Genomic DNA, 20,886 nt, shown 5'->3' with positions numbered 1-20,886 from the left:
GGTCGTCGCCCGCGACACCATCGACCAGGACTTCGCCGCCCACCGCCAGCGCTTCCTGGCCGAACAGGGCTCGTTCCGTCGACGGGCGCCGTCGACACACGGATACCCTTGACAGGTGACCGACGCCCAAGACACCGCAGCAGACAGCTCCCTGCGCACCACCGGAGGCACTCCTCCGGACGACGCCGGATCTTCTGTGATGGGGGCGCCGACACCGCTGCTGGAACCGCGTGAGGGCATTCCGCCCGTCGTCGCCGACGAGGCCGCGCTCGCCGAGGTGGTCGCCGCCTTCGCCGGGGGCTCCGGCCCCGTCGCCGTCGACGCCGAGCGCGCCTCCGGCTACCGCTACGGCCAGCGCGCCTACCTGGTGCAGCTGCGCCGCGAGGGTGCCGGGACGGCGCTGATCGACCCCGTGGCCTGCCCCGACCTGTCCGGGCTCGGCGTGGCGCTGTCCGGCGTCGAGTGGGTGCTGCACGCCGCCACCCAGGACCTGCCCTGCCTGCGCGACATAGGCATGGTCCCGGCCCGGCTCTTCGACACCGAGCTGGCCGGCCGGCTCGCCGGGTTCCCGCGGGTCGGCCTCGGCGCCATGGTCGAGAACGTGCTCGGCTTCGTCCTGGAGAAGGGCCACTCCGCCGTCGACTGGTCGACCCGGCCGCTCCCCGATCCGTGGCTCAGGTATGCCGCGCTCGACGTGGAACTCCTCGTCGACCTGCGCGACGCCCTGGAGAAGGAACTGGACCGGCAGGGCAAGCTGGAGTGGGCCCTGCAGGAGTTCGACTCGATCGCGGCCGCGCCGCCGGCCGAGCCGCGGAAGGACCCGTGGCGCCGTACGTCCGGGATGCACAAGGTACGCAGGCGCCGGCAGCTCGGTGTCGTGCGGGAGCTGTGGGAGACGCGGGACCGGATCGCGCAGCGGCGGGACGTCTCGCCGGGCAAGGTCCTCAGTGACGCCGCCATCGTGGAGGCGGCGCTCGCACTTCCGGCCAACGTCCACGCGCTCGCGATGCTGAACGGGTTCGGGCACCGGATGGGTCGGCGGCAGCTGGAGCAGTGGCAGGCGGCGGTCGACCGGGCCAAGGCCCTGCCGGACTCGGCGCTGCCGCAGCCGGGTCAGCCCGTGACCGGGCCTCCGCCGCCGCGGGCCTGGGCCGACAAGGATCCCGCCGCCGCGGCCCGGCTGTCCGCGGCCCGGGCGGGAATCACCGCCCTTGCCGAGCGGCTCAACATGCCGCAGGAGAATCTGGTGTCCCCGGACACGGTGCGGCGGATCTGCTGGGAGCCGCCGAAGGCGGTCGACGCCGCGTCGGTCGAGACCGCGCTGGCCGGATACGGTGCGCGGGCCTGGCAGGTGGAGCTGGTGACGCCGGTCCTGGTGTCGGCACTGTCGGCGAAGGGGGCCTAGCCGCCGTAGACGTCGCCCGGTCGCTCCTCGCACGAAGCCGGGTGGCGGAAGCGGAACAGGGACGTCGAGATCACGCCAAGATCCTGGGACGGCATGTACGGGTGAGGAAGGGGAAGCGGCGAGTCGGCGGCGTGTGACGTTCACCGCTCCCCCCACCAGGACTGTGCAGCTACGTTACTCATAAGTAGCATGGGTCCTGAGCGCGCGCTCAGCGCAACGCAGCAGTGCCACCCCGCACCCTGGAGGAGAGCCATCGTGCCTCGTACCGTCAGGGACGTCGTCTTCGTCGACGGCGTCCGCACCCCGTTCGGCAAGGCGGGCCCGAAGGGCATCTACCACGAGACCCGCGCCGACGACCTCGTCGTGAAGGCGATCCGGGAGCTGCTGCGCCGCAACCCCGGTCTGGACCCGAAGAAGATCGACGAGGTCGCCATCGCGGCCACCACGCAGATCGGCGACCAGGGCCTCACCCTGGGCCGTACGGCCGGCATCCTCGCGGGCCTGCCGCAGTCCGTCCCCGGTTACTCCATCGACCGCATGTGCGCCGGCGCCCTGACCGCCGTGACGACCACCGCCGGTTCGATCGCGTTCGGCGCCTACGACGCCGTCATCGCCGGTGGCGTGGAGCACATGGGCCGCCACCCGATGGGCGAGGGCGTCGACCCGAACCCGCGGTTCGTGTCCGAGAAGCTGGTCGACGAGTCCGCCCTGTTCATGGGCATGACCGCGGAGAACCTGCACGACCGCTACCCGCACATCACCAAGCTGCGCGCCGACGAGTACGCGGTGCGCTCGCAGGAGAAGGCCGCCAAGGCGTACGCCAACGGCAAGATCCAGCAGGACCTGGTGCCGATCTCGGTGCGCCGCACCAGCCCCGAGGCCGGCGAGACCGGCTGGGGCCTGGTCACGGCCGACGAGCCGATGCGCCCGGGTACCACCCTGGAGAACCTGCAGGGCCTCAAGACGCCGTTCCGTGTGCACGGCCGGGTCACCGCGGGCAACGCGGCCGGTCTGAACGACGGCGCCACCGCCTCGATCATCGCCTCCGAGGACTTCGCCCGCGAGAACGGCCTGCCCGTCAAGATGCGGCTCGTCTCCTACGCCTTCGCGGGCGTCGAGCCGGAGGTCATGGGCTACGGCCCGATCCCGGCCACGGAGAAGGCCCTCGCCAAGGCGGGCCTGTCCATCTCCGACATCGGCCTGTTCGAGATCAACGAGGCCTTTGCCGTCCAGGTCCTGGCCTTCCTCGACCACTACGGCATCGCCGACGACGACGAGCGCGTCAACCAGTACGGCGGCGCCATCGCCTTCGGTCACCCGCTGGCCTCCTCCGGCGTCCGCCTGATGACGCAGCTGGCCCGCCAGTTCGAGGAGCAGCCGGACGTCCGCTACGGCCTGACCACGATGTGCGTCGGCTTCGGCATGGGCGCGACGGTCATCTGGGAGAACCCGCACTTCGAGGGGGACAAGTGAGCACCACCACCGAGCTTCTGAAGCAGGCCTCGGAGCTGTTCCCCGACGAGGTCGTGACGTCCGCGCACGTACGCCACTTCGACCTCCCGTTCGGCGCCGGCCGCTTCGCGCTGATCACGCTGGACAACGGCTTCGACCACACCAAGCCGACCACCTTCGGCCCGGGCTCGCTGGCGAACCTGAACGCCGCCATCGACCAGGTCGAGAAGGAGGCGGCGGACGGCGGGATCGTCGGCGTCGGCATCACCGGCAAGCCGTTCATCTTCGCGGTCGGCGCCGACCTCAAGGGCGTGGAGATCCTCAAGGAGCGCGAGCACGCGCTCGCCATCGGCAAGGGCGGCCACGACGTCTTCAAGCGTCTGTCGAACCTGGCCGTCCCCACCTTCGCCTACTACAACGGCGCGGCGATGGGCGGCGGTGTCGAGGTCGGTCTGCACTGCACCTACCGCACGGTGTCGAAGGCCGTCCCGGCGTTCTCGCTTCCCGAGGTCTTCCTCGGCCTGGTCCCCGGCTGGGGCGGCTGCACCCTGCTGCCGAACCTGATCGGCGCCGACAAGGCCGTCTCGGTCATCATCGAGAACTCGCTGAACCAGAACAAGCAGCTCAAGGGCAAGCAGGTCTTCGAGCTGGGCATCGCCGACGCGCTCTTCGAGGGCGCCGACTTCCTGGAGCAGTCGCTGATCTGGACCGCTCAGGTCCTCAAGGGTGACGTCCAGGTCGAGCGTCCGGTGATCGACCGCGGCGAGGCCTGGGACCAGGCCGTCGAGCGGGGCCGGTTCGTCGCCGACTCCAAGGTGCACGGCGCGGCCCCGGCCGCCTACCGCGCCCTCGACATCGTCGCGGCCGCCAAGAACGGCGACCTGCAGCAGGGTTACGACGCCGAGGACCAGGCCCTCGCGGACCTGATCATGAGCGGCGAACTGCGCGCCGGCATCTACGCGTTCAACCTCGTCCAGAAGCGCGGCAAGCGTCCCGCCGGTGCCCCGGACAAGAACCTGGCCCGCCCGGTCACCAAGGTCGGTGTCGTCGGCGCCGGCCTGATGGCCTCGCAGCTGGCCCTGCTCTTCCTGCGCCGCCTGGAGGTGCCGGTCGTGCTGACCGACATCGACCAGGAGCGCGTCGACAAGGGTGTGGGCTACGTCCACGCCGAGATCGACAAGCTGCTCGGCAAGGGCCGGATCAACCAGGACAAGGCCAACCGCCTCAAGGCGCTGGTCACCGGTGTGCTGGACAAGGCCGAGGGCTTCTCGGACGCCGACTTCGTCATCGAGGCCGTCTTCGAGGAGATCGGCGTCAAGCAGCAGGTGTTCGCGGAGGTCGAGGCGGTCGCCCCGGCGCACGCGATCCTCGCGACCAACACCTCCTCGCTGTCGGTGACGGAGATGGCGTCGAAGCTGAAGCACCCCGAGCGGGTCGTCGGCTTCCACTTCTTCAACCCGGTCGCGGTCCTCCCGCTGCTGGAGATCGTCCGCGGCGAGCAGACCGACGACGCCTCCCTGGCCACGGCCTTCGCCGTCGCCAAGAAGCTGAAGAAGACCGCGGTTCTGGTCAAGGACGCCCCGGCGTTCGTCGTGAACCGCATCCTGACCCGCTTCATGGGCGAGATCCAGAACGTCATCGACGAGGGCACCCCGGTCGAGGTCGCCGAGAAGGCCGTCGAGCCGCTGGGCCTGCCGATGTCCCCGCTGGTGCTGCTGGAGCTGGTCGGTCCCGCGATCGGTCTGCACGTCTCGGAGACCCTCAACCGGGCCTTCCCGGACCGCTTCACGGTGTCCCCGAACCTCGCGGCCGTCGTCAAGGCGGGCAAGCGCGGCTTCTACGTCTACGACAGCGGCAAGCCGGAGCTGGACCCGGAGGTCGCCGCGCTGCTGAAGCAGGGCGATGTCGTCCTGACCGAGGAGCAGGTCCGCGCCCGTGTCCTGGACGCGGTGGCGCAGGAGATCGGGCTCATGCTCGACGAGGGCGTCGTCGCCGAGGCCCAGGACATCGACCTCTGCCTCATCACCGGCGCCGGCTGGCCCTTCCACCTGGGCGGCATCACGCCGTACCTGGACCGCGAGGGCGTCTCGGAGCGCGTGAACGGCAAGAAGTTCCTGGCACCGGGCGTGGCGAGCGTCCCGGCGTAAGGCACCGCGTACGGTCGTACGATGCCCGGCACATCGACTGGTGTGCCGGGCATCGGCGTTGTCAGTCCTCGGCCGGGCGGCCGGCCTCGACGTGGACCACGTGCAGCTCGGTGCCGTCCCGGTCGCGCCGGGAGCGGCCGAGGATGCCGACGGCCAGGTGCGAGGGGTCGGCGGCGTCGTCCAGCGGGACGAAGGTGACGACGTCCGGGTGGTGGCCGGTCACCAGCCAGCCCTCGCCGTTGTGCAGCTCCAGCACCCGGAAGTCGCCCGCGGGGCCCGCCACCCTTACCGGCCCGAACTCCCGCAGGATCTCGGTGGCTTGGGCGGCGAGATCCCCGGTGGGCCGTTCGAGCACCACGCAGGTGCCGTGCTCGAACAGCACCCATGTCTTTCCGGAGCCGGCGAGGAGACGCCGCCAGGCGTCGATGAGAGTCTCGGTGTCCACGCCGGCCATCATGGCGCACTCAGACCTGCCGCCACGCCTGAAGGGCCAGCCCCGGCTCGTCCTTCCGCCGGGTCAGCAGGAGTTGGCCGGTGGACGGGGACAACGTTGCCGCCGCCACCCGGCCGTCCGCGTCCGTGGTCAGGGACACCGTCGCGTCCACCGGCAGCCGCGGGCCCGACTCGGTCCACCAGGCGCCCGCCGACTCCAGTTCGCTCGGGTAGGCGGCGAAGGCGACGCGGCCGCCCGCCGAGCGCTGGGCGAGCAGGGTGCAGTCGTGGCCGTCGAGCTCGCAGCGGACGGCCGAGACCGGGCCGGAACCGGCCGCGGGCAGCAGGGTGACCGGTTTGCCGCCGGGGCGCCAGGCGCACAGGTCGCCGCCCGTGTCGGTGTAGAAGAGCGTCGTGTTGTCGGGGGACGTGGCGAGGGCGTAAAGGGTGCCCGGGCGGACCGGGGTGCGCAGGGTCTCCGTTCGGACCGGCTCGGCGCCCGCCTTCTCCTGGCGCCAGTGGAGGATCCCGTCGGGGACGGCCGCGTACAGCTCGATGCGGCCGGACTCCCCCGTCACCGCCGCCAGGCCGTCCTGCACCTTGCTGCCCCTGAGATCCACCCAGGGCGCCCAGCCGCCCTTCTCCTTCTGCGCGACCATGTGCACCCCGCCGCCGTCGTTGCGGACGAACACATGGGCGCGGCCTTCGGCGTCGACGGCGACGGCCGGCGTGCCGGACCGGTCGCCGCCCCGCTTCCTCGGGTGGCCGATCGGGTTCCAGTCCAGGGCCGCGAGGTGCGCCCGGAAGTGCGTGGAGTGCACCAGGCCGGACTCGCCCGGCCGCGTCGGCCGCCAGGAGACCAGGTGGGCGTAGCCGTCGGCGCCCTGGCCGACCGCGAGCACGGGGTGCAGTTCCTGGTCGCCGCCCACCCTGCGCGGGGTGGTCCAGGGGCCGCCGGGTTCGCGCTCCGCCCGGCACAGGACGGCCTCGCCCGACAGCTGGTAGACACTGAGCCGGCCGTCTCGGCCGCGCAGAAGCCAGTCGCCGTTCACCGGTTCACTCTAGCCGCGGGCCGTACGGACACCCCCGCCACCCCTGGTCACAGCCGCTTCGCACTGCGGAACAGCCCACCGAGCGCGGGGTCGGCAGGGACAGCAGGGGCCGGCCACGGCGTCTGTTCACCGGGATATCTTGATACGACCATGAGAGCCCATCGCTCACGCTTCATCACGATCGCAACCCTGCTGCTCGTCGTCGCCGGTCTCGCGGCCGGTCTCACCGTCCTGCTCCGCAGCCCGGGCGGCACCGCGCACGACGCCCACGGACCCGCGCCGAAGGGGGCCGAGCAGATCGACCTGGCCCGCGAGGTGGCGGACTACACGAGCCGGTTCGCCCCCGGCCGGGGCTATCTGCCGCCCGGCCGGACCGACCGTGAGGACATCGCCGCGGCCATCGGCCTGCTGCTCGACGGTCACCGCGCGCAAGCGGAACAGCGGCTTTCCCAGCGGGACTTCACGGTGCGCACGGTCGTCGACCGGCCCTCCGGCCACCGCTATGCCGAGGTCGCCGACCGCACCGACTCCGCCGCGACCCCGCGCGGCTGGGGCCGGGTCTATCTCGATCTCGACCACCGTCCGAGCTGGTCGGTGCAGGTCCCGCATCCCGGCTTCGATCTGGGCACCGAGCAGCTGGGCGTGCGGGTGCTGCGTGGCTCACCCGGCGGGATCCTCGTGATCGCGGGAGCACATCGCAAAGCCGGAGTGGGTAATGCGGCGGACGTGGCGCACCGCGAGGACACCGTTTTCCACGCCATCTGCGCCGAACTGGCCCGCCGCGGGATGCCCGGGATCCAGCTGCACGGCTTCGCCGCCTCCGCCGCGCCCGGTTACGACGTCATCGCCTCCACGGGCGCCGGGTCCGCGGGCCGGCCGGACGGCCGGGACCTGGCCGACGCCCTGCGCGGGCACGGCTTCCGGGTGTGCCGGGCGTGGGCGCGGTCCTGCCCGCTGGAGGGTCTGACGAACGTGCAGGGCCAGGTGGCCGACGCCGACCATGTGCCGTTCCTGCACGTCGAGTTCTCCCCCGAGGTACGCGCGGGCGGGCGGCCCGCCGAGCGCGCGGCCGCCGCGATCGCCGAGATCACCGGCCGCTGGGCGACGAAACCCGTGGCAGACTGAGCCTGCCACCAACGCGACACAACAGGGCTGTTACGGACCATGACGGACACCTCGGGCGGGACGGAAGCGACGGACGAGCCCCTCCCCCTGCTCATCGTCGACGGCGCGAACGTCGTCGGGTCGGTGCCCGACGGCTGGTGGCGCGACCGCCGCGGCGCCGCCGAGCGCCTGCGCGACCGGCTGCCGCCCTTCGCCCGGTCCGGCGTGGCCGGCCTGCCCGGTCCGGTGGAGCTGGTCCTGGTGGTGGAGGGCGCGGCCCGGGGCGTGGAGTCGGTGCCCGGGGTGCGCGTCGAGGACGCGCCCGGCAGCGGCGACGACCACATCGTCGCCCTCGCGGCGGCGGCCGGCGACCGCCCCTGCCTGGTCGTCACGGCCGACCGCGAACTGCGCCACCGCGTCCGGCAACACGGCGCCCAGACCACGGGCCCCCGCACGGTACTGGACTGACCCGGCCGACGGCACTGGTACGGCGCCGAGCCGCACGCACGGCGGCAGGGCACCGGGCCACACGTCCTTGCGGTACGGGGGCGAGCCGGCCGGCCGTACGTTGCGGGGGCGAGCCACCCGCCCATACGGGTACAGCGCCACGCCGGCCGGCCGTAGGGCGACGAGGCCGAGCCACGCGTCCGCACGGGTGCAGTGCCACGCCAGACGCCCACACGGCACGGGCGGGGCCGAGCCTGCCGACCGCACGGCACGGGGCCGAGCCACCCGCGGCGCACGGGTACAGCGCCACGCCGACAGACCGTAAGGCACGGGACCGAGCCAACCGGCCGCACCGGTACACCGCCGGGCCGGACGCCCGCACGGTACGGGGCCGAGCCAACCGACCCGCACCGGTACAGCGCCACGCCAGACGCCCACACAGCACGGGCGGGGCCGAGCCTGCCGACCGCACGGCACGGCACGGGGGCGAGCCAACCGCCCGCGCCGTACGCCGCCGAGTCGGCCGGAGTGGTGGCACCGGATGCGTCGCCGAGTGTGCCGTCACTCCCCCGGCACGCGGGTGTACAGCACCGCACCGTCCACGGTGCCTGCCTCCTCGTAGTGGGCGGCGAGGAGGCGGTGCAGGGTCGGGATGCGGTCGGGGGTGTACGGCTTGCCGCGGGAGTCGTCGACGACCAGCGCTGGGGCGTGCGCGGCCAGTTCGCGCCGGAAGAGCGGCCAGGCGCCCGCGACGGCGTACCTCTCGCCGACCTGCGGTCCGTCCCGGCCGCCGCTGTAGTTGGTGAGCAGACCCGCGGTGAGACAGCGGCCGGCGGGGGTGCGGGCGGCCAGCCAGCACGTCTCGGGATGCATGCCGCAGACCAGGACGCGGTCCGCGGGCGTGGTGCGCTGGTCGAGGGCGGCCGCGATCCGCTGGGCGTGGGCGAGTTCGGGGCGCGGGGCGGTGAGGCCCCAGGCGAGGTACAGGGCGCAGGCGCCGGCCGAGGTGCGGAGGGCGAACGCATGGCGCCCGGCGGGGAGCGCGTGCAGGGCAGCGGTGGCCAACAGCGCCGGTGGCAGGGTGAGTTGCAGGTAGTAGTGGCCGAAGAAGTGGAAGCCGAGCGTCACCGCGACCGCCGAGGAGGCCAGCCACAGCCACAGGTCCACGGCTCCGGCACGGGTGATCCGCAGGGTCCGTACGACCGGCGGGAGCAGGCCCGCCGAGCCCAAGGCCAGGATCGCGGTGTTGGCCAGGGCGCGGGCGAGGACGTGGAGTTCGGAGCCGGTGAAGGAGGCGTACACGGCGGAACCGGTCACCGTCCAGAACAGGAATCCGGCCGGGTCCGTCAGCAGGGCCGCGCCCAGCACCGGCAGGACGCAGCCGGCCGCGCACCGCAGCGCGCCCGCGCGCGGGGCGCCCTGCCGGTGCAGCAGCCACGCCACCGGGAGCAGCACCGCGCCGCCTGTCTGCTTGGTGAGGAACGCGACGGCGACGGCGGCCCCGGCCGCACCCCAGCGCCCGCGGCCGGCGCACCACAGGGCGGCGGCCGTGCCGGGCAGTATGAACACCTCGAAGGAGGCGGCCTGCGCGTCCTCGGGGTTGAGCCCGACCGAGACCAGCAGATACAGCACCCCGGCCGTCCGGCCCGCGCCGTCGCCCCAGCGGCGCCGGGCGAGGGAGGCCAGCAGCACCGCCGTGAGCAGCTGGGCGAGGACCGCGAGCACTCGCAGCGGGGTGAGCGAGCCGGAGCCGCACAGCGCGAACGCGGCCTCGTACAGCCACGGCAGCAGCGGCGGCCTGCGGTCCACGACGGTGTCGTACAGCTGACCGCCCTGGGCCAGCAGCCGCGCCCGTACGGCGAGGTAGCCCTCGTCCGGGTTCCACAGCGGCCGGACGAAGGACGGCAGGCGGTGACGCAGGCCAGCGCCACGAGGAGGGGCAGCAGCCGCCTCCAGTACGCCGTCCGGGTGACGGCCCTCGTGACCACGGTTCGTGCGGACGCGAGTGGGGCGGCGGGCACGGGGAGCACGCTATCCGGCTCCGCGATTCCCAACGAATCCGGACATACGGGGCAGAAAGGAGAGGCCGCCGGGTGAAGACGGTTACGGGGTGTTTCCGGCGGGCGGCCGCTGGGTCTCTCCGGTGGCGGTCTGCCCGCCCGGGGCCAGCCGGCTGTGGGTGCGGCCGTAGAAGAAGTAGACGACGAAACCGATCACCATCCAGATGGCGAACCGCAGCCAGGTCTCGGCCGGCAGGTTGAGCATCAGCCACAGCGAGGCGCACACCGACAGGATCGGGATGACCGGGACCCAGGGAGTACGGAAGGCGCGCGGCAGGTCCGGGCGGGTCCGGCGCAGGATGATCACGCTGACCGCGACGACGACGAACGCGAAGAGCGTGCCGATGTTCACGAGTTCGGCCAGTGCGCTGAGGCTGGTGAAACCGGCGACGATCGCGATGATCACGCCGAGCAGGATGGTCGGCCGGTGCGGGGTGCGGAAGCGGGGGTGGACGTGGGAGAAGAAGCGTGGCAGCAGTCCGTCGCGGCTCATCGCGAAGAACACCCGGGTCTGGCCGAGCAGCAGGATCATGCACACGGTGGTCAGGCCGATGGCGGCGCCGAAGCTGATCACGCCGGCGTACCAGGGATGCCCGATGGCCTTGAATGCGTCGGCGAGCGGGGCCTCCACGGACAGCCTGGAGTACTTCTGCATGCCGACGACGACGAGGGAGACGGCGACGTAGAGCACGGTGCAGATGAACAGGGAGCCGAGGATGCCGCGCGGCATGTCCCGCTGCGGGTTGCGGGTCTCCTCGGCGGCCGTGGCGACGATGTCGAAACCGATGAAGGCGAAGAACACCACCGAGGCGGCCGTGAAGATGCCCATCACGCCGAAGTTGGCGGGCGCCCAGCCGAACATCAGCTGGATCAGCGGGGCCCTGAGATTGCCCCCGGCCGGCACCGGCTGGGGCTTGGGGATGAACGGCGAGTAGTTGCCGGCCGTGATGAAGAAGGCACCGGCGATGATCACGATGAGGACGACGACCACCTTGACGGCGACGACGAGCGAGGTGATCCGGGCCGACAGTTTCATGCCGAGGACGAGGATGCCGGTGAGCACCAGCACCAGGGCCGCGGCGAGGATGTCGAAGCCGAAGCCGGAGGCCGTGTCCCGGCTGGCCAGGTAGTCGGGCAGGTGCCAGCCGACGTTGTCCATCAGCGAGCGGATGTAGCCGGACCAGCCGACCGCCACCACCGCCGTACCGAGCGCGAACTCCAGGACCAGGTCCCAGCCGATGATCCAGGCGGGCAGCTCGCCCAGGGAGGCGTAGCTGAACGTGTAGGCCGAGCCCGCCACGGGGACCGTGGACGCGAACTCGGCGTAGCAGAGGGCGGCGAGCGCGCAGACCACGCCGGCCACCACGAAGGCCAGGGACACCGCCGGGCCGGCGTTGTTCTTGGCCACCTGTCCGGTGAGGACGAAGATGCCGGTGCCGATGATGACACCGACGCCGAAGACGGTCAGGTCGAGCGCGGAGAGGGACTTCTTGAGCGAATGCTCCGGTTCCTCGGTGTCCTGGATGGACTGCTCGACGTTCTTCGTCCTGAACAGCGCGCTGCTCACGTGCCTGCCTCCCACGCTTGGGGACCTCGCCGTGGCCCGTCATGATCGAGAGGTTCGGGATGCGTATGCCCCGGCACAGGCAGGTTCACGCAGACGGGCCGGTTCCGCCACCGCAAGGAGTGGCCGGACCGGCCCGTCAGGGCGGTGTCCGCGTCAGTCGCGCGCGGGCTCCACCGAGTCCACCTCGGCGGCCGTACGGTCGAACCGGCCGTCCAGCTTGGCGACCAGCCCGGTGACCTGGCGGGCGATGTCCGGGGCGGTCAGGCCGATCTCGGCGAGGACCTCGGCGCGGGAGGCGTGGTCGAGGAAGCGCGGCGGGATGCCGAAGTCGCGCAGCGGCACGTCCACGCCGACGTCGCGCAGGGCCTGGGCGATCGCGGAGCCGACGCCGCCGGTCCGGCTGTTGTCCTCGACGGTGACGACGACCCGGTGCCGCTCGGCCAGCGGGGCCATGGCCTCGTCGACGGGCTTGACCCAGCGCGGGTCGACCACGGTCGTGGAGATGCCCTGCTTGTCCAGCAGGCCGGCGATCTCCAGGCACATCGGGGCGAGGGCGCCCACGGAGACGAGCAGCACGTCCGGCCGGTCGGTGCCGGGCTCGCGCAGCACGTCCATGCCGCCGATCCGGCCCACGGCGGGTACGGCGGGGCCGACGGCGCCCTTGGAGAAGCGCACCACGGTCGGCGCGTCGTCCACCGCGACGGCCTCCCGCAGCTGGGCCCGCACCTGTTCGGCGTCCCGCGGGGCCGCCAGCCTGAGGCCGGGTACGACCTGCAGGATCGACATGTCCCACATGCCGTTGTGCGAGGCACCGTCCGTTCCGGTGACACCGGCCCGGTCGAGCACGAAGGTCACCCCGCACTTGTGCAGGGCCACGTCCATGAGGACCTGGTCGAAGGCGCGGTTGAGGAAGGTGGCGTAGACGGCGAAGACGGGGTGCACCCCGGCGTACGCGAGGCCCGCGGCGGAGACGGCGCCGTGCTGCTCGGCGATGCCGACGTCGTACACCCGTTCGGGGAATCGCTTGGCGAACCTGTCGAGGCCGACGGGCTGGAGCATGGCCGCCGTGATGGCGACGATGTCCTCCCGCTCCTCACCGAGCTTGACCATCTCGTCCCCGAAGACGGAGGTCCAGTCGGCGCCGGAGGAGGCGATCGGCAGGCCGGTGTCCGGGTGGATCTTGCCGACGGCGTGGAAGCGGTCCGCCTCGTCCTGCAGCGCGGGCTGGTAGCCGCGGCCCTTCTCGGTGAGGCAGTGCACGATGACCGGCCCGCCGAACCGCTTGGCCCGGGCGAGGGCGGACTCCAGCGCCTCGATGTCATGCCCGTCGATGGGACCGACGTACTTCAGGCCCAGGTCCTCGAACATGCCCTGCGGCGCGATGAAGTCCTTGAACCCCTTCTTCGCCCCGTGCAGGGTCTCGTACAGCGGCCGGCCGACGACCGGGGTGCGCTCCAGGAGCTCCTTGGTCCGGGCGAGGAAGCGCTCGTACCCGTCGGTGGTGCGCAGGGTGGCGAGGTGGTTGGCGAGGCCGCCGATGGTGGGGGCGTACGACCGCTCGTTGTCGTTGACGACGATGACCAGCGGGCGGTCCTTGGCGTCGGCGATGTTGTTCAGCGCCTCCCAGGCCATACCGCCGGTGAGCGCACCGTCACCGATGACCGCCACCACATGGCTGTCCCGCTTCTTCAGCTGGTTGGCCTTGGCGATGCCGTCGGCCCAGCCCAGCACCGTGGAGGCGTGGCTGTTCTCGATGACGTCGTGCTCGGACTCGGCCTGCGAGGGGTAGCCCGACAGGCCGCCCTTCATCTTCAGCCTGGAGAAGTCCCGCCGGCCGGTGAGCAGCTTGTGCACATAGGACTGGTGGCCGGTGTCCCAGAGCACCTTGTCCTTCGGCGAGTCGAAGACGCGGTGCAGGGCGATGGTCAGCTCCACCACGCCGAGGTTGGGGCCGAGGTGGCCGCCGGTCTTGGCGACGGCGTCGACGAGGAAGGTCCGGATCTCCTCTGCCAGCTGGTCCAGCTGCTCCAGGCTGAGCCGGTCCAGATCGCGCGGTCCCGTGATGCGGGTCAGCAGCGGCACCCGTGCCTCCTTGCAGTAGAGCTGATCGAGCTTTCGCCGGGCTCGCCCGAGTCTAATGTTCATGCTTTGCACGACACGACAGCGCCCGGCACATTTCGAAGTGCCGGGCGCTGGTCAACCTATGAAGACCAGGCGTTATGCACGCCCTGCCGTCTTCTGCGTCTTACGGGTGATCGAGTCGATCACAACCGTGGTGAGCAGGACCGCGGCGGTGATCATGTACTTCACCGGCTCGGCGATGGACTCCAGCTGCAGACCGTACTGGATCGAGACGATCACCAGCACGCCGAGCAGCGCGTTCCAGGTACGGCCCCGACCGCCGAACAGCGACGTACCACCGATGACGGCCGCGGCGATCGCGTTCATCAGCAGGTCACCGGTACCGGCGCTCTGGTTCGCCGACGCGATCTTCGAGGCCAGGAACAGACCGCCGATGGCCGCGAAGCCACCCGAGATGGCGAACACCGAGATCCGCACCGCGGTGACGTTGATACCCGCACGGCGGGAGGCCTCCACGCTGCCACCGAGCGCGAAGATCTTGCGGCCGTAGGAGGTACGGCGCAGCACGAAGTCCGTGCCGACCAGGAACGCCAGGAACACCACCGTGGCCAGCGGCAGGCCCTTGTACTGGTTGTACATGTAGGCCGCGGCGAAGGAGATCACGGCCAGCAGCGCGGTCCGCAGGATCGTGTCGCTGAGCGGCCGGGCCGGCACGCCCGCGGCCTCCCGGCGCCGGTTGCCGAGGAAGGAGGAGAGGAAGAACGCGGCGACCACGACGACGGCGAGCCCGTAGGCGGCGGCCACGTCGGAGAAGAAGTACGTGGTCAGCTTGCCGACCAGGCCGTTCGGGTCGAGGTTGATCGTGCCGTCCGAGCCCAGCACCTTCAGCATGAAGCCCAGCCAGAACAGCAGGCCGGCCAGTGTGACGGCGAAGGCGGGGGCGCCGAGCACCGCGAAGAAGAAGCCGTGGAGCGCGCCGATGGCGATGCCGGCGAGGACGGCGACGAGCACGGCCGCCCACTCGGGCCAGCCCTGGTTGACCGCGAGGACGGCCGCGAGGGCGCTGGCCGCGCCGCTGACGGAGCCGACCGACAGGTCGATCTCGCCGAGCAGCAGCACGAAGACGATGCCGACCGAGATCATGCCCGTGCCGACCATCGTGACGGTGATGTCGCTGAGGTTCTGCGCGGAGAGGAACTCGGAGTTCAGCAGCTGGAAGATGACGCAGATGATCGCGAGGCCAAGGATGACCGGGAGGGAGCCCAGCTCGCCGGCCTTCATCTTGCGCTTGAACTCGTGCCAGTAGCCGAGCAGGCCCTCTTCCTGGACCAGCAGGCGCGGGTCGACCGCGGTGACCGCGGCGGCCGCGGCCTCGGGGTTCTCGACGGCGTGCGCGTCCTGCGAGGGCGTCTCGTCGACGTTCGCGGAGGTCTTGTCGATGCTCACTTGGAAACCTCCCCGTCCGCGCCGGAGGTGCGGGCCGCACGGCGGGTCACGGCGTTGTCGGTGGCGCCGGTGATGGCGGAGATGATCTCCTCCTGCGAGGTCGTCTTGACCTCGAAGACGCCGTTGTTGCGGCCGAGGCGCAGGACGGCGACCTTGTCGGCCACCGCCTTCACGTCCGCCATGTTGTGGCTGATGAGGATGACGGCGTGACCGCGCTCGCGCAGGCGCTCCACCAGGTCGAGGACCTGGGCGGTCTGCTCGACGCCGAGGGCGGCGGTGGGCTCGTCGAGGATCACCAGCTTGGGGTCGCCGAGCATGGAGCGGGCGATGGCCACGGTCTGGCGCTGGCCGCCGGAGAGCGAGGCGATCGGGATGCGGACGCTCGGGATGCGGATCGACAGCGTGGTGAGCAGCTCGCGGGAGCGGCGCTCCATCTCGACCTCGTCCAGGACGCCCCACTTCCTCAGCTCACGGCCGAGGAACAGGTTGCCGACGACGTCGATGTTGTCGCACAGCGCGAGGTCCTGGTAGACCGTCGCGATGCCCAGTGCCTGGGCGTCGTGGGGGCGGCTGATGGAGACGGCCTTGCCGTCCCACTCGATGACACCCTCGTCGATCGGGTGCACGCCGGCGATCGTCTTGACCAGCGTGGACTTTCCGGCGCCGTTGTCGCCCACCAGGGCGACCACCTCACCGGCGTGGACCTCAAGCTCTACGTCGGTGAGCGCCTGAACGGCACCGAACCGCTTGGAGACCCCGCGCAACGCCAGCACGGGCGTAGCGGACACGTGAACCATCTCCTTCGCCGCCTGACCCGGCGGGAGGTTGTGCAGAAATCTGGGTGGGTGGGCGGGGGACCCGCCGCGGGGGGTGTTCCTTCCGGCGCCCCGCGCCGAGCTTGCGGGGCTGTATGAGTACGCGGGGCGCCGGAGGAGCCGTGGGCGGTCAGTCGGCTTCCCTACTGGCATTCAAGGACGAACGCCCGCTTGCGGGAAGGGACTTGAACCGCTTACTTGAGGCCGAGCTTGTCGCAGGCCGCCTTGTAGTTGGCGGTGCAGATGTCGGCGACGGTGTAGACGCCGTCCTTGATCACGGTGTCCTTGATGTTGTCCTTGGTCAGCGCGGTGACCGGGACGAGGACCGAGGGGACGTCCTTCTGGGAGTTGCTGGAGACCTTGTCCTTGGCGACGGAGTCCAGCGCCTTGCCCTGGGCGAGGTACACGGCCATCGTGGCAGCGGCGTCGGCCTCGGGGGCGTACGGCTTGTAGACGCTCATGTACTGGGTACCGGCGACGATGCGCTGCACACCGGCGAGCTCGGCGTCCTGGCCGGTGACCGGGACCTTGATGCCCGCGGCGGTGAGGGCGGTGATGATACCGCCGGCCATGCCGTCGTTGGCGGAGTAGACACCCGCGATGTTGTTCTTGCCGACCGCGGAGATCGCCGCCTCCATCTCGGAGTTGGCGTTGTCCGGCGACCACTCCTTGGTGTCGTACTCCTTGGCGATGGTCACCTTGCCGTTGAGGACCTTGTGGGCGCCCGCCTTGAACTGGGCGGCGTTCGGGTCGGTGACCGAGCCGTTGACCATGACGATCTTGGAGGACTTGGTGGCCTTGCTGCCCAGCGCCGTCAGCAGGGCCTGGCCCTGGGTCTCGCCGACCTTCTCGTTGTCGAAGGAGGTGTAACCGCTGATCGGGCCCTCGGCCAGGCGGTCGTAGGCGACGACCTTGATGCCGGCGTCCACGGCCTTCTGCACGGAGTTCTGGATGGCCTTGGCGTCCACCGCGTCCACGATCAGCACGTCCACCTTGTTGGTGATCATGGTGTCGACCTGCTGGGCCTGCAGGTTCGCGTCCTGGTGGGCGTTGTTGTACGAGACGGTCGCCTTGCCGTTCGTCAGCTCGCTGATCTTCTTCTCGATGAGCGGCTTGTCGAACTTCTCGTAACGCGCGGTCTTGTTCTCCGGAAGCAGGAGACCGACCTTGATGTTGTCGCCCTTCTTCGGCGACGAGGAGGAAGAGTTGTTGCCCTTCGACTCCTTGGCACTGCCACAGGCGGCCAGCGAGACCGCCATCGCACCAGCAGCAACAGCAACGGCGGCACGACGCATACGTGCGTTCACTTTGAAACCTCCCTGACGAGGCCGCGTCGTTGCGGCCGAGGTGGCTGGAAGTCAACTCGGCCACACGTGCGACGTCAAGAAGTAAATCCTTAACGAGATGGCAACGGTGCCATCCGTTCTCTAAGTGAAGGCAGGGGCCGCCATAGGCAGCGAACCGTCCAAAAGTGTCGAATCGCCCATCTCGCTAAGAGCGAGCGCGAGCGCTCCGAGCACCTCGGCGCGACCGCCAAGTGCCCCCGGGAGAACGGACAGTTGGCGCGCCGCACTGGGGATGGCGTAGCGGCCGACGGACTCCCTGATCGGCCCGAGCACCAGCTCACCGGCCTCGGCGAGATCACCGCCGAGGACCACCCGGCTCGGGTTGAGGAGATTGCAGAGATTGGCCACTCCACTGCCGATGTGGCGGCCGACGTCGGCGATCACCCGACGGCAGCCCGGGTCTCCGTCCCTGGCCAGCCGTACGACGCCTTCCATGGTCAGGTCGGGGCCGTGACTGGGCTGGAGCAGCGGGAGCACATAGCGTGCGGCCGCGAACGTCTCCAGGCAGCCGCGGTTCCCGCAGCGGCAGACCGGGCCGGATTCGTCGAGTGTAATATGTCCGATTTCCCCTGCTGTGCCGCCCGGGCCGCGGTAGATCTTCCCCTCGATGACCAGACCGGCGCCGACACCGCTCGCCACCTTGATGTACGCAAGATCGCGGACACCCTTGCCGGCTCCCCAGACCAGTTCGCCGAGGGCGCCGAGGTTGGCGTCGTTGTCCACGTGCACGGGCACACCGAGCCGCTCGCGCAGCTCCTCGGCGGGCTTGGCGCCGGACCAGCCCGGCAGGATCGCGGTGGACCCCAGGGTCCCCGACTCCACGTCGATCGGGCCCGGCACGCCGAGCCCCACGCCGGCCACCTTCGACGGATTCACTCCCGTCGCCGCGATCAGGCGGCTGACCAGCTCCTCCGCCCGGTCGAAGCCCTGCGCGGCGGAGGCGTCGACGTCCAGCGGCTCGGCCTCCTCGGCCAGCACCTGATGGGCGAGGTTCCCGATCGCGACGCGCAGATGGGTGTGCCCGAAGTCGACGCCGATCACAATCCCGGCGTCCCCGCTCAGACTGACGCTGCGGGCCCGCCGCCCGCCCGCCGACGTGGGCGTGACCTCGACGGTTCCGCCGTCCTTCAGCTCCCGCACGATGTTGGAGACGGTCGCGGCGGACAGACCGGTCGTCCGCGCGATCTCCGCCTGCGTGAGGGACCCGGCCAAGCGTACGGCCCGTACGACCCGCTCCAGGTTGGCTCGGTGCAGCGACGACTGCGACCCTGGAGTCTCCACGACGACCTCCTGAGCGCGGGGCCGCTTCGGCGAGGCCCCGCGTATGTCCAACTAGTGAACTCTAAGCTGAGCCGTTCGGGGTGTCTTACGTCAAGAGGTTGAACCGTCGGGTATCCCTCGCTGTGCCCCTCTTCACCTGTCGTCCCGAGCCCTGCCCGCCCGGGCGTCGGGCGGGCGGACGGGACACGTCACGGAGAGAACAGACAGGCCCCAAAAAAGCCGCCGCATTCTTCCCTGGCCAATTTTCGCGGGCGAGCCTGAGAATTCCCTTCACGGCATTGACAATTCGCCTGGAGAATCCCCACACGCCGAATCGTGCAGGGGCCGACCGAGGGAGCTCCATGTTTTGCCGTCCGCTGACCGCCGAGCAGGACAGATGTTGTTCCCGAACGGGGTTTCCGGACCCGGAATCTTCCAAGACGCAGGGCCTGCGCTCCGAGATACCCGTGCTGCACCGGACACCGGCCGCGCCGCAGGACACGGCGCCCTCCGTGATCCGGCGCAGGAACGCCCTGCGGGACGTGAGGACGTCCCCGGAGCCCGTGCACGTCGAACTCGTCGGGGAATCCGGCGGTGCATCACACCAGCTCCTCGGAATGGTCGGCCATTTCGCCTCCGACGGTCATTCCACACGAATTCTGCACGCCGACCTGGAAGCGCTGCTGCGGGGCCGGGAACCGGCTCCCCCGCCTCTTTCCGGAAACTGCGGCGGGAGCGGCGCGGGAAATCCGGCAGGCTCCGCCACCCCGACGGGCACACCTGCCGGCTGGTGACCCGTCACGCGCCGGCCGGGCGGCTGCTGACGGATCCGCGGCTGAGTGCCGGGTCGGAGCTGAAGCGGGCACGGGTCGCCCGGCCCCGAGCGGCCCCTACCACGGGGGGGCCGGCGCTGACCCGGCCGGCCGTGCCGAGCGGTGCCCGATCTTCGTCGCCGGTTCCTCCCCGCCGGGCTGGACGTGGCGCGGGACGGCGCCGGCTGCACCGGACAGCTGGGCATCCGGATCGGCATGGTGGCCGGTGCGGAGCAGGTGGACGCCTGGCACCGGGCCGCCTGGGCCCGTTTCCCGCGGACCCGGCGGGGCCGGCAGGAGACGGTGCCGCAGACCAGGTCGCAGAATACCTGGTCCCGGGAGCCGGCGGCGCGCGGTGGCGCAGGACGGGGAGCCGGCCGACCCGTACTGGCTCGGCGCCTTCCGCAGCGGCCGCGCCGGCGCCCCGTTCGGGCGAGGCCGACGGAGTACACCCGGGCCGGGTGGGCCATGTCCCGCTGAACGGCGGCTACGAGGACGACCAGCCGGACATCGACCGGGCGATCCGGGCGGCCGCTACTTCAGCGCTCCTGCTGTGAGTCCCTGCACCACCTGGCGCTGGAAGACGATGTACGCCCCGAGCACCGGCAGCATGGCCATCACCAGGCCGGCGAAGAGGCCGGACCAGTCGCCCTTGTAGCCCTGGCTGACCGCCAGCTGGACCAGGCCCTGGGTGAGGACCCGTTTGTCGGGGTCGGTGTTGAGGACCGTGGGCAGCATGTACTGGTTCCACTGGCCCAGGAAGTTGAAGATGCCCACGCTGATCAGGCCCGGCTTGGCCATGGGCAGCATGATCTGGAAGAACGTCCGCGAGTGTGAGGCGCCGTCCACGAAGGCCGCCTCCGCCACCGAGGTGGGCAGGGTGCGGAAGAAGGCCGTGAGGAAGAAGACCGTGAACGGCAGCGAGTACGCGATGTAGACCAGGATCAGGCCGTGGATCGTGTTCAGCAGCCCCATGTTGTTCACGACGTAGAACAGCGGCACCAGCGCGAGCATGATCGGGAAGCTCATGCCGCCGATGAACAGGTAGTAGATGAAGCGGTTGCCCGGGAAGTCGAAGCGGGCGAGGACATAGGCCGCCATGGAGCCGAGCGCCAGGGTGCCGATGAGCGAGCCCCCGACCACCAGGACGGTGTTGAGGAAGTAGTCGCTCATGTTGGCCTGGGTCCAGGCCCGCGACCAGTTGTCGAAGTGCAGGTGGGTCGGCAGGGACCAGGGCGAGTCGAAGATGGACCTGTCGTCCTTGAAGGACGTCATCACCGCCCACAGCAGCGGCATGACCACCATGATCGCCCAGATGATCAGCACGCCGTGGGAGAAGACGTTGAGGACGCCGCCCTCCTTCTTCTGCCGGGCGGGCTTCGGGGCCGGTACGTCGACCTTGGAGACGGTGGCGCCGGACTCGGCCGGCAGCGGGGCGGGGGTCTCGGTCGTCTTCATG

General features: G+C 70.9%; 14 protein-coding genes and 1 pseudogene. 5 read left to right on the top strand and 10 right to left on the bottom strand.

Translation table 11 applies throughout. The annotated features are described in order from the left end of the window. Positions 1–115: 115 nt before the first annotated feature. From ACWDEN_RS44280 to ACWDEN_RS44270, 3 genes are all read left to right on the top strand, one after another. Complete coding sequence (locus tag ACWDEN_RS44280; RefSeq protein WP_351613142.1) at positions 116–1,405, top strand: ribonuclease D; 1,290 nt, start codon at positions 116–118, stop codon at positions 1,403–1,405. A 255-nt stretch (positions 1,406–1,660) separates the two neighbouring features. Then, positions 1,661–2,878, top strand: a complete 1,218-nt coding sequence (locus tag ACWDEN_RS44275) for a thiolase family protein (RefSeq protein ID WP_351613139.1) — start codon at positions 1,661–1,663, stop codon at positions 2,876–2,878. Beyond that, complete coding sequence (locus tag ACWDEN_RS44270; RefSeq protein ID WP_450863666.1) at positions 2,875–5,004, top strand: 3-hydroxyacyl-CoA dehydrogenase NAD-binding domain-containing protein; 2,130 nt, start codon at positions 2,875–2,877, stop codon at positions 5,002–5,004. The genes ACWDEN_RS44275 and ACWDEN_RS44270 overlap by 4 nt, the downstream gene beginning before the upstream one ends. Positions 5,005–5,065: 61 nt before the next feature. Here ACWDEN_RS44270 and ACWDEN_RS44265 read toward each other — a convergent pair whose 3' ends face one another. After that, positions 5,066–5,458, bottom strand: a complete 393-nt coding sequence (locus ACWDEN_RS44265; RefSeq protein WP_351613198.1) for a hypothetical protein — start codon at positions 5,456–5,458, stop codon at positions 5,066–5,068. 10 nt (positions 5,459–5,468) lie between these two features. Next, positions 5,469–6,488: a hypothetical protein gene (locus tag ACWDEN_RS44260; protein WP_450863664.1), complete on the bottom strand. Its 1,020-nt coding sequence runs from the start codon at positions 6,486–6,488 to the stop codon at positions 5,469–5,471. A gap of 150 nt (positions 6,489–6,638) precedes the next feature. On the opposite strand from ACWDEN_RS44260, the gene ACWDEN_RS44255 reads away from it, so the two are divergent. Next, the gene (locus ACWDEN_RS44255; RefSeq protein WP_450863663.1) at positions 6,639–7,613 is read left to right on the top strand and encodes a hypothetical protein; all 975 of its coding nucleotides are present in this window, start codon (positions 6,639–6,641) and stop codon (positions 7,611–7,613) included. Positions 7,614–7,652: 39 nt separating this feature from the next. Then, entirely contained in the window at positions 7,653–8,060 is a 408-nt protein-coding gene (locus tag ACWDEN_RS44250) for an NTP pyrophosphohydrolase (RefSeq protein ID WP_450863661.1), read from the top strand. Between the two features lie 540 nt (positions 8,061–8,600). Here ACWDEN_RS44250 and ACWDEN_RS44245 read toward each other — a convergent pair. The 8 genes and pseudogenes from ACWDEN_RS44245 to ACWDEN_RS44210 form a co-directional block, all read right to left on the bottom strand. Further along, positions 8,601–10,060: pseudogene (locus ACWDEN_RS44245) on the bottom strand (ArnT family glycosyltransferase). Positions 10,061–10,142: 82 nt separating this feature from the next. Next, the gene (locus ACWDEN_RS44240) at positions 10,143–11,666 is read right to left on the bottom strand and encodes an amino acid permease (RefSeq protein ID WP_351613126.1); all 1,524 of its coding nucleotides are present in this window, start codon (positions 11,664–11,666) and stop codon (positions 10,143–10,145) included. Positions 11,667–11,819: 153 nt separating this feature from the next. After that, entirely contained in the window at positions 11,820–13,748 is a 1,929-nt protein-coding gene (gene dxs / locus ACWDEN_RS44235; protein WP_450863669.1) for a 1-deoxy-D-xylulose-5-phosphate synthase, read from the bottom strand. A 135-nt stretch (positions 13,749–13,883) separates the two neighbouring features. After that, positions 13,884–15,194: a sugar ABC transporter permease gene (locus ACWDEN_RS44230; protein WP_351613123.1), complete on the bottom strand. Its 1,311-nt coding sequence runs from the start codon at positions 15,192–15,194 to the stop codon at positions 13,884–13,886. Continuing rightward, the gene (locus tag ACWDEN_RS44225) at positions 15,191–15,991 is read right to left on the bottom strand and encodes an ATP-binding cassette domain-containing protein (protein ID WP_351613120.1); all 801 of its coding nucleotides are present in this window, start codon (positions 15,989–15,991) and stop codon (positions 15,191–15,193) included. Before ACWDEN_RS44225 ends, ACWDEN_RS44230 begins: the two co-directional genes overlap by 4 nt. A 212-nt stretch (positions 15,992–16,203) precedes the next feature. Continuing rightward, positions 16,204–17,304, bottom strand: a complete 1,101-nt coding sequence (locus tag ACWDEN_RS44220) for a sugar ABC transporter substrate-binding protein (RefSeq protein WP_351613192.1) — start codon at positions 17,302–17,304, stop codon at positions 16,204–16,206. 132 nt (positions 17,305–17,436) lie between these two features. Then, complete coding sequence (locus tag ACWDEN_RS44215; protein ID WP_351613117.1) at positions 17,437–18,636, bottom strand: ROK family transcriptional regulator; 1,200 nt, start codon at positions 18,634–18,636, stop codon at positions 17,437–17,439. Positions 18,637–19,961: 1,325 nt separating this feature from the next. After that, complete coding sequence (locus ACWDEN_RS44210; RefSeq protein WP_351613114.1) at positions 19,962–20,885, bottom strand: carbohydrate ABC transporter permease; 924 nt, start codon at positions 20,883–20,885, stop codon at positions 19,962–19,964. Position 20,886 lies beyond the last annotated feature (1 nt).

This window comes from Streptomyces sp. NPDC001153 (assembly GCF_053598315.1).
The sequence above is the reverse complement of the archived record's forward strand: the minus strand, read 5'-3'. Positions and strand labels throughout refer to the sequence as shown.

What these genes read in the sequence shown, in the direction of transcription:
- ACWDEN_RS44265 (WP_351613198.1), bottom strand. Translation starts at nt 5,458, where the DNA reads ATGGCCGGCGTGGACACCGAGACTCTCATCGACGCCTGGCGGCGTCTC.
- ACWDEN_RS44255 (WP_450863663.1), top strand. Translation starts at nt 6,639, where the DNA reads ATGAGAGCCCATCGCTCACGCTTCATCACGATCGCAACCCTGCTGCTC.
- ACWDEN_RS44250 (WP_450863661.1), top strand. Translation starts at nt 7,653, where the DNA reads ATGACGGACACCTCGGGCGGGACGGAAGCGACGGACGAGCCCCTCCCC.
- ACWDEN_RS44225 (WP_351613120.1), bottom strand. Translation starts at nt 15,991, where the DNA reads ATGGTTCACGTGTCCGCTACGCCCGTGCTGGCGTTGCGCGGGGTCTCC.
- ACWDEN_RS44220 (WP_351613192.1), bottom strand. Translation starts at nt 17,304, where the DNA reads ATGCGTCGTGCCGCCGTTGCTGTTGCTGCTGGTGCGATGGCGGTCTCG.
- ACWDEN_RS44210 (WP_351613114.1), bottom strand. Translation starts at nt 20,885, where the DNA reads ATGAAGACGACCGAGACCCCCGCCCCGCTGCCGGCCGAGTCCGGCGCC.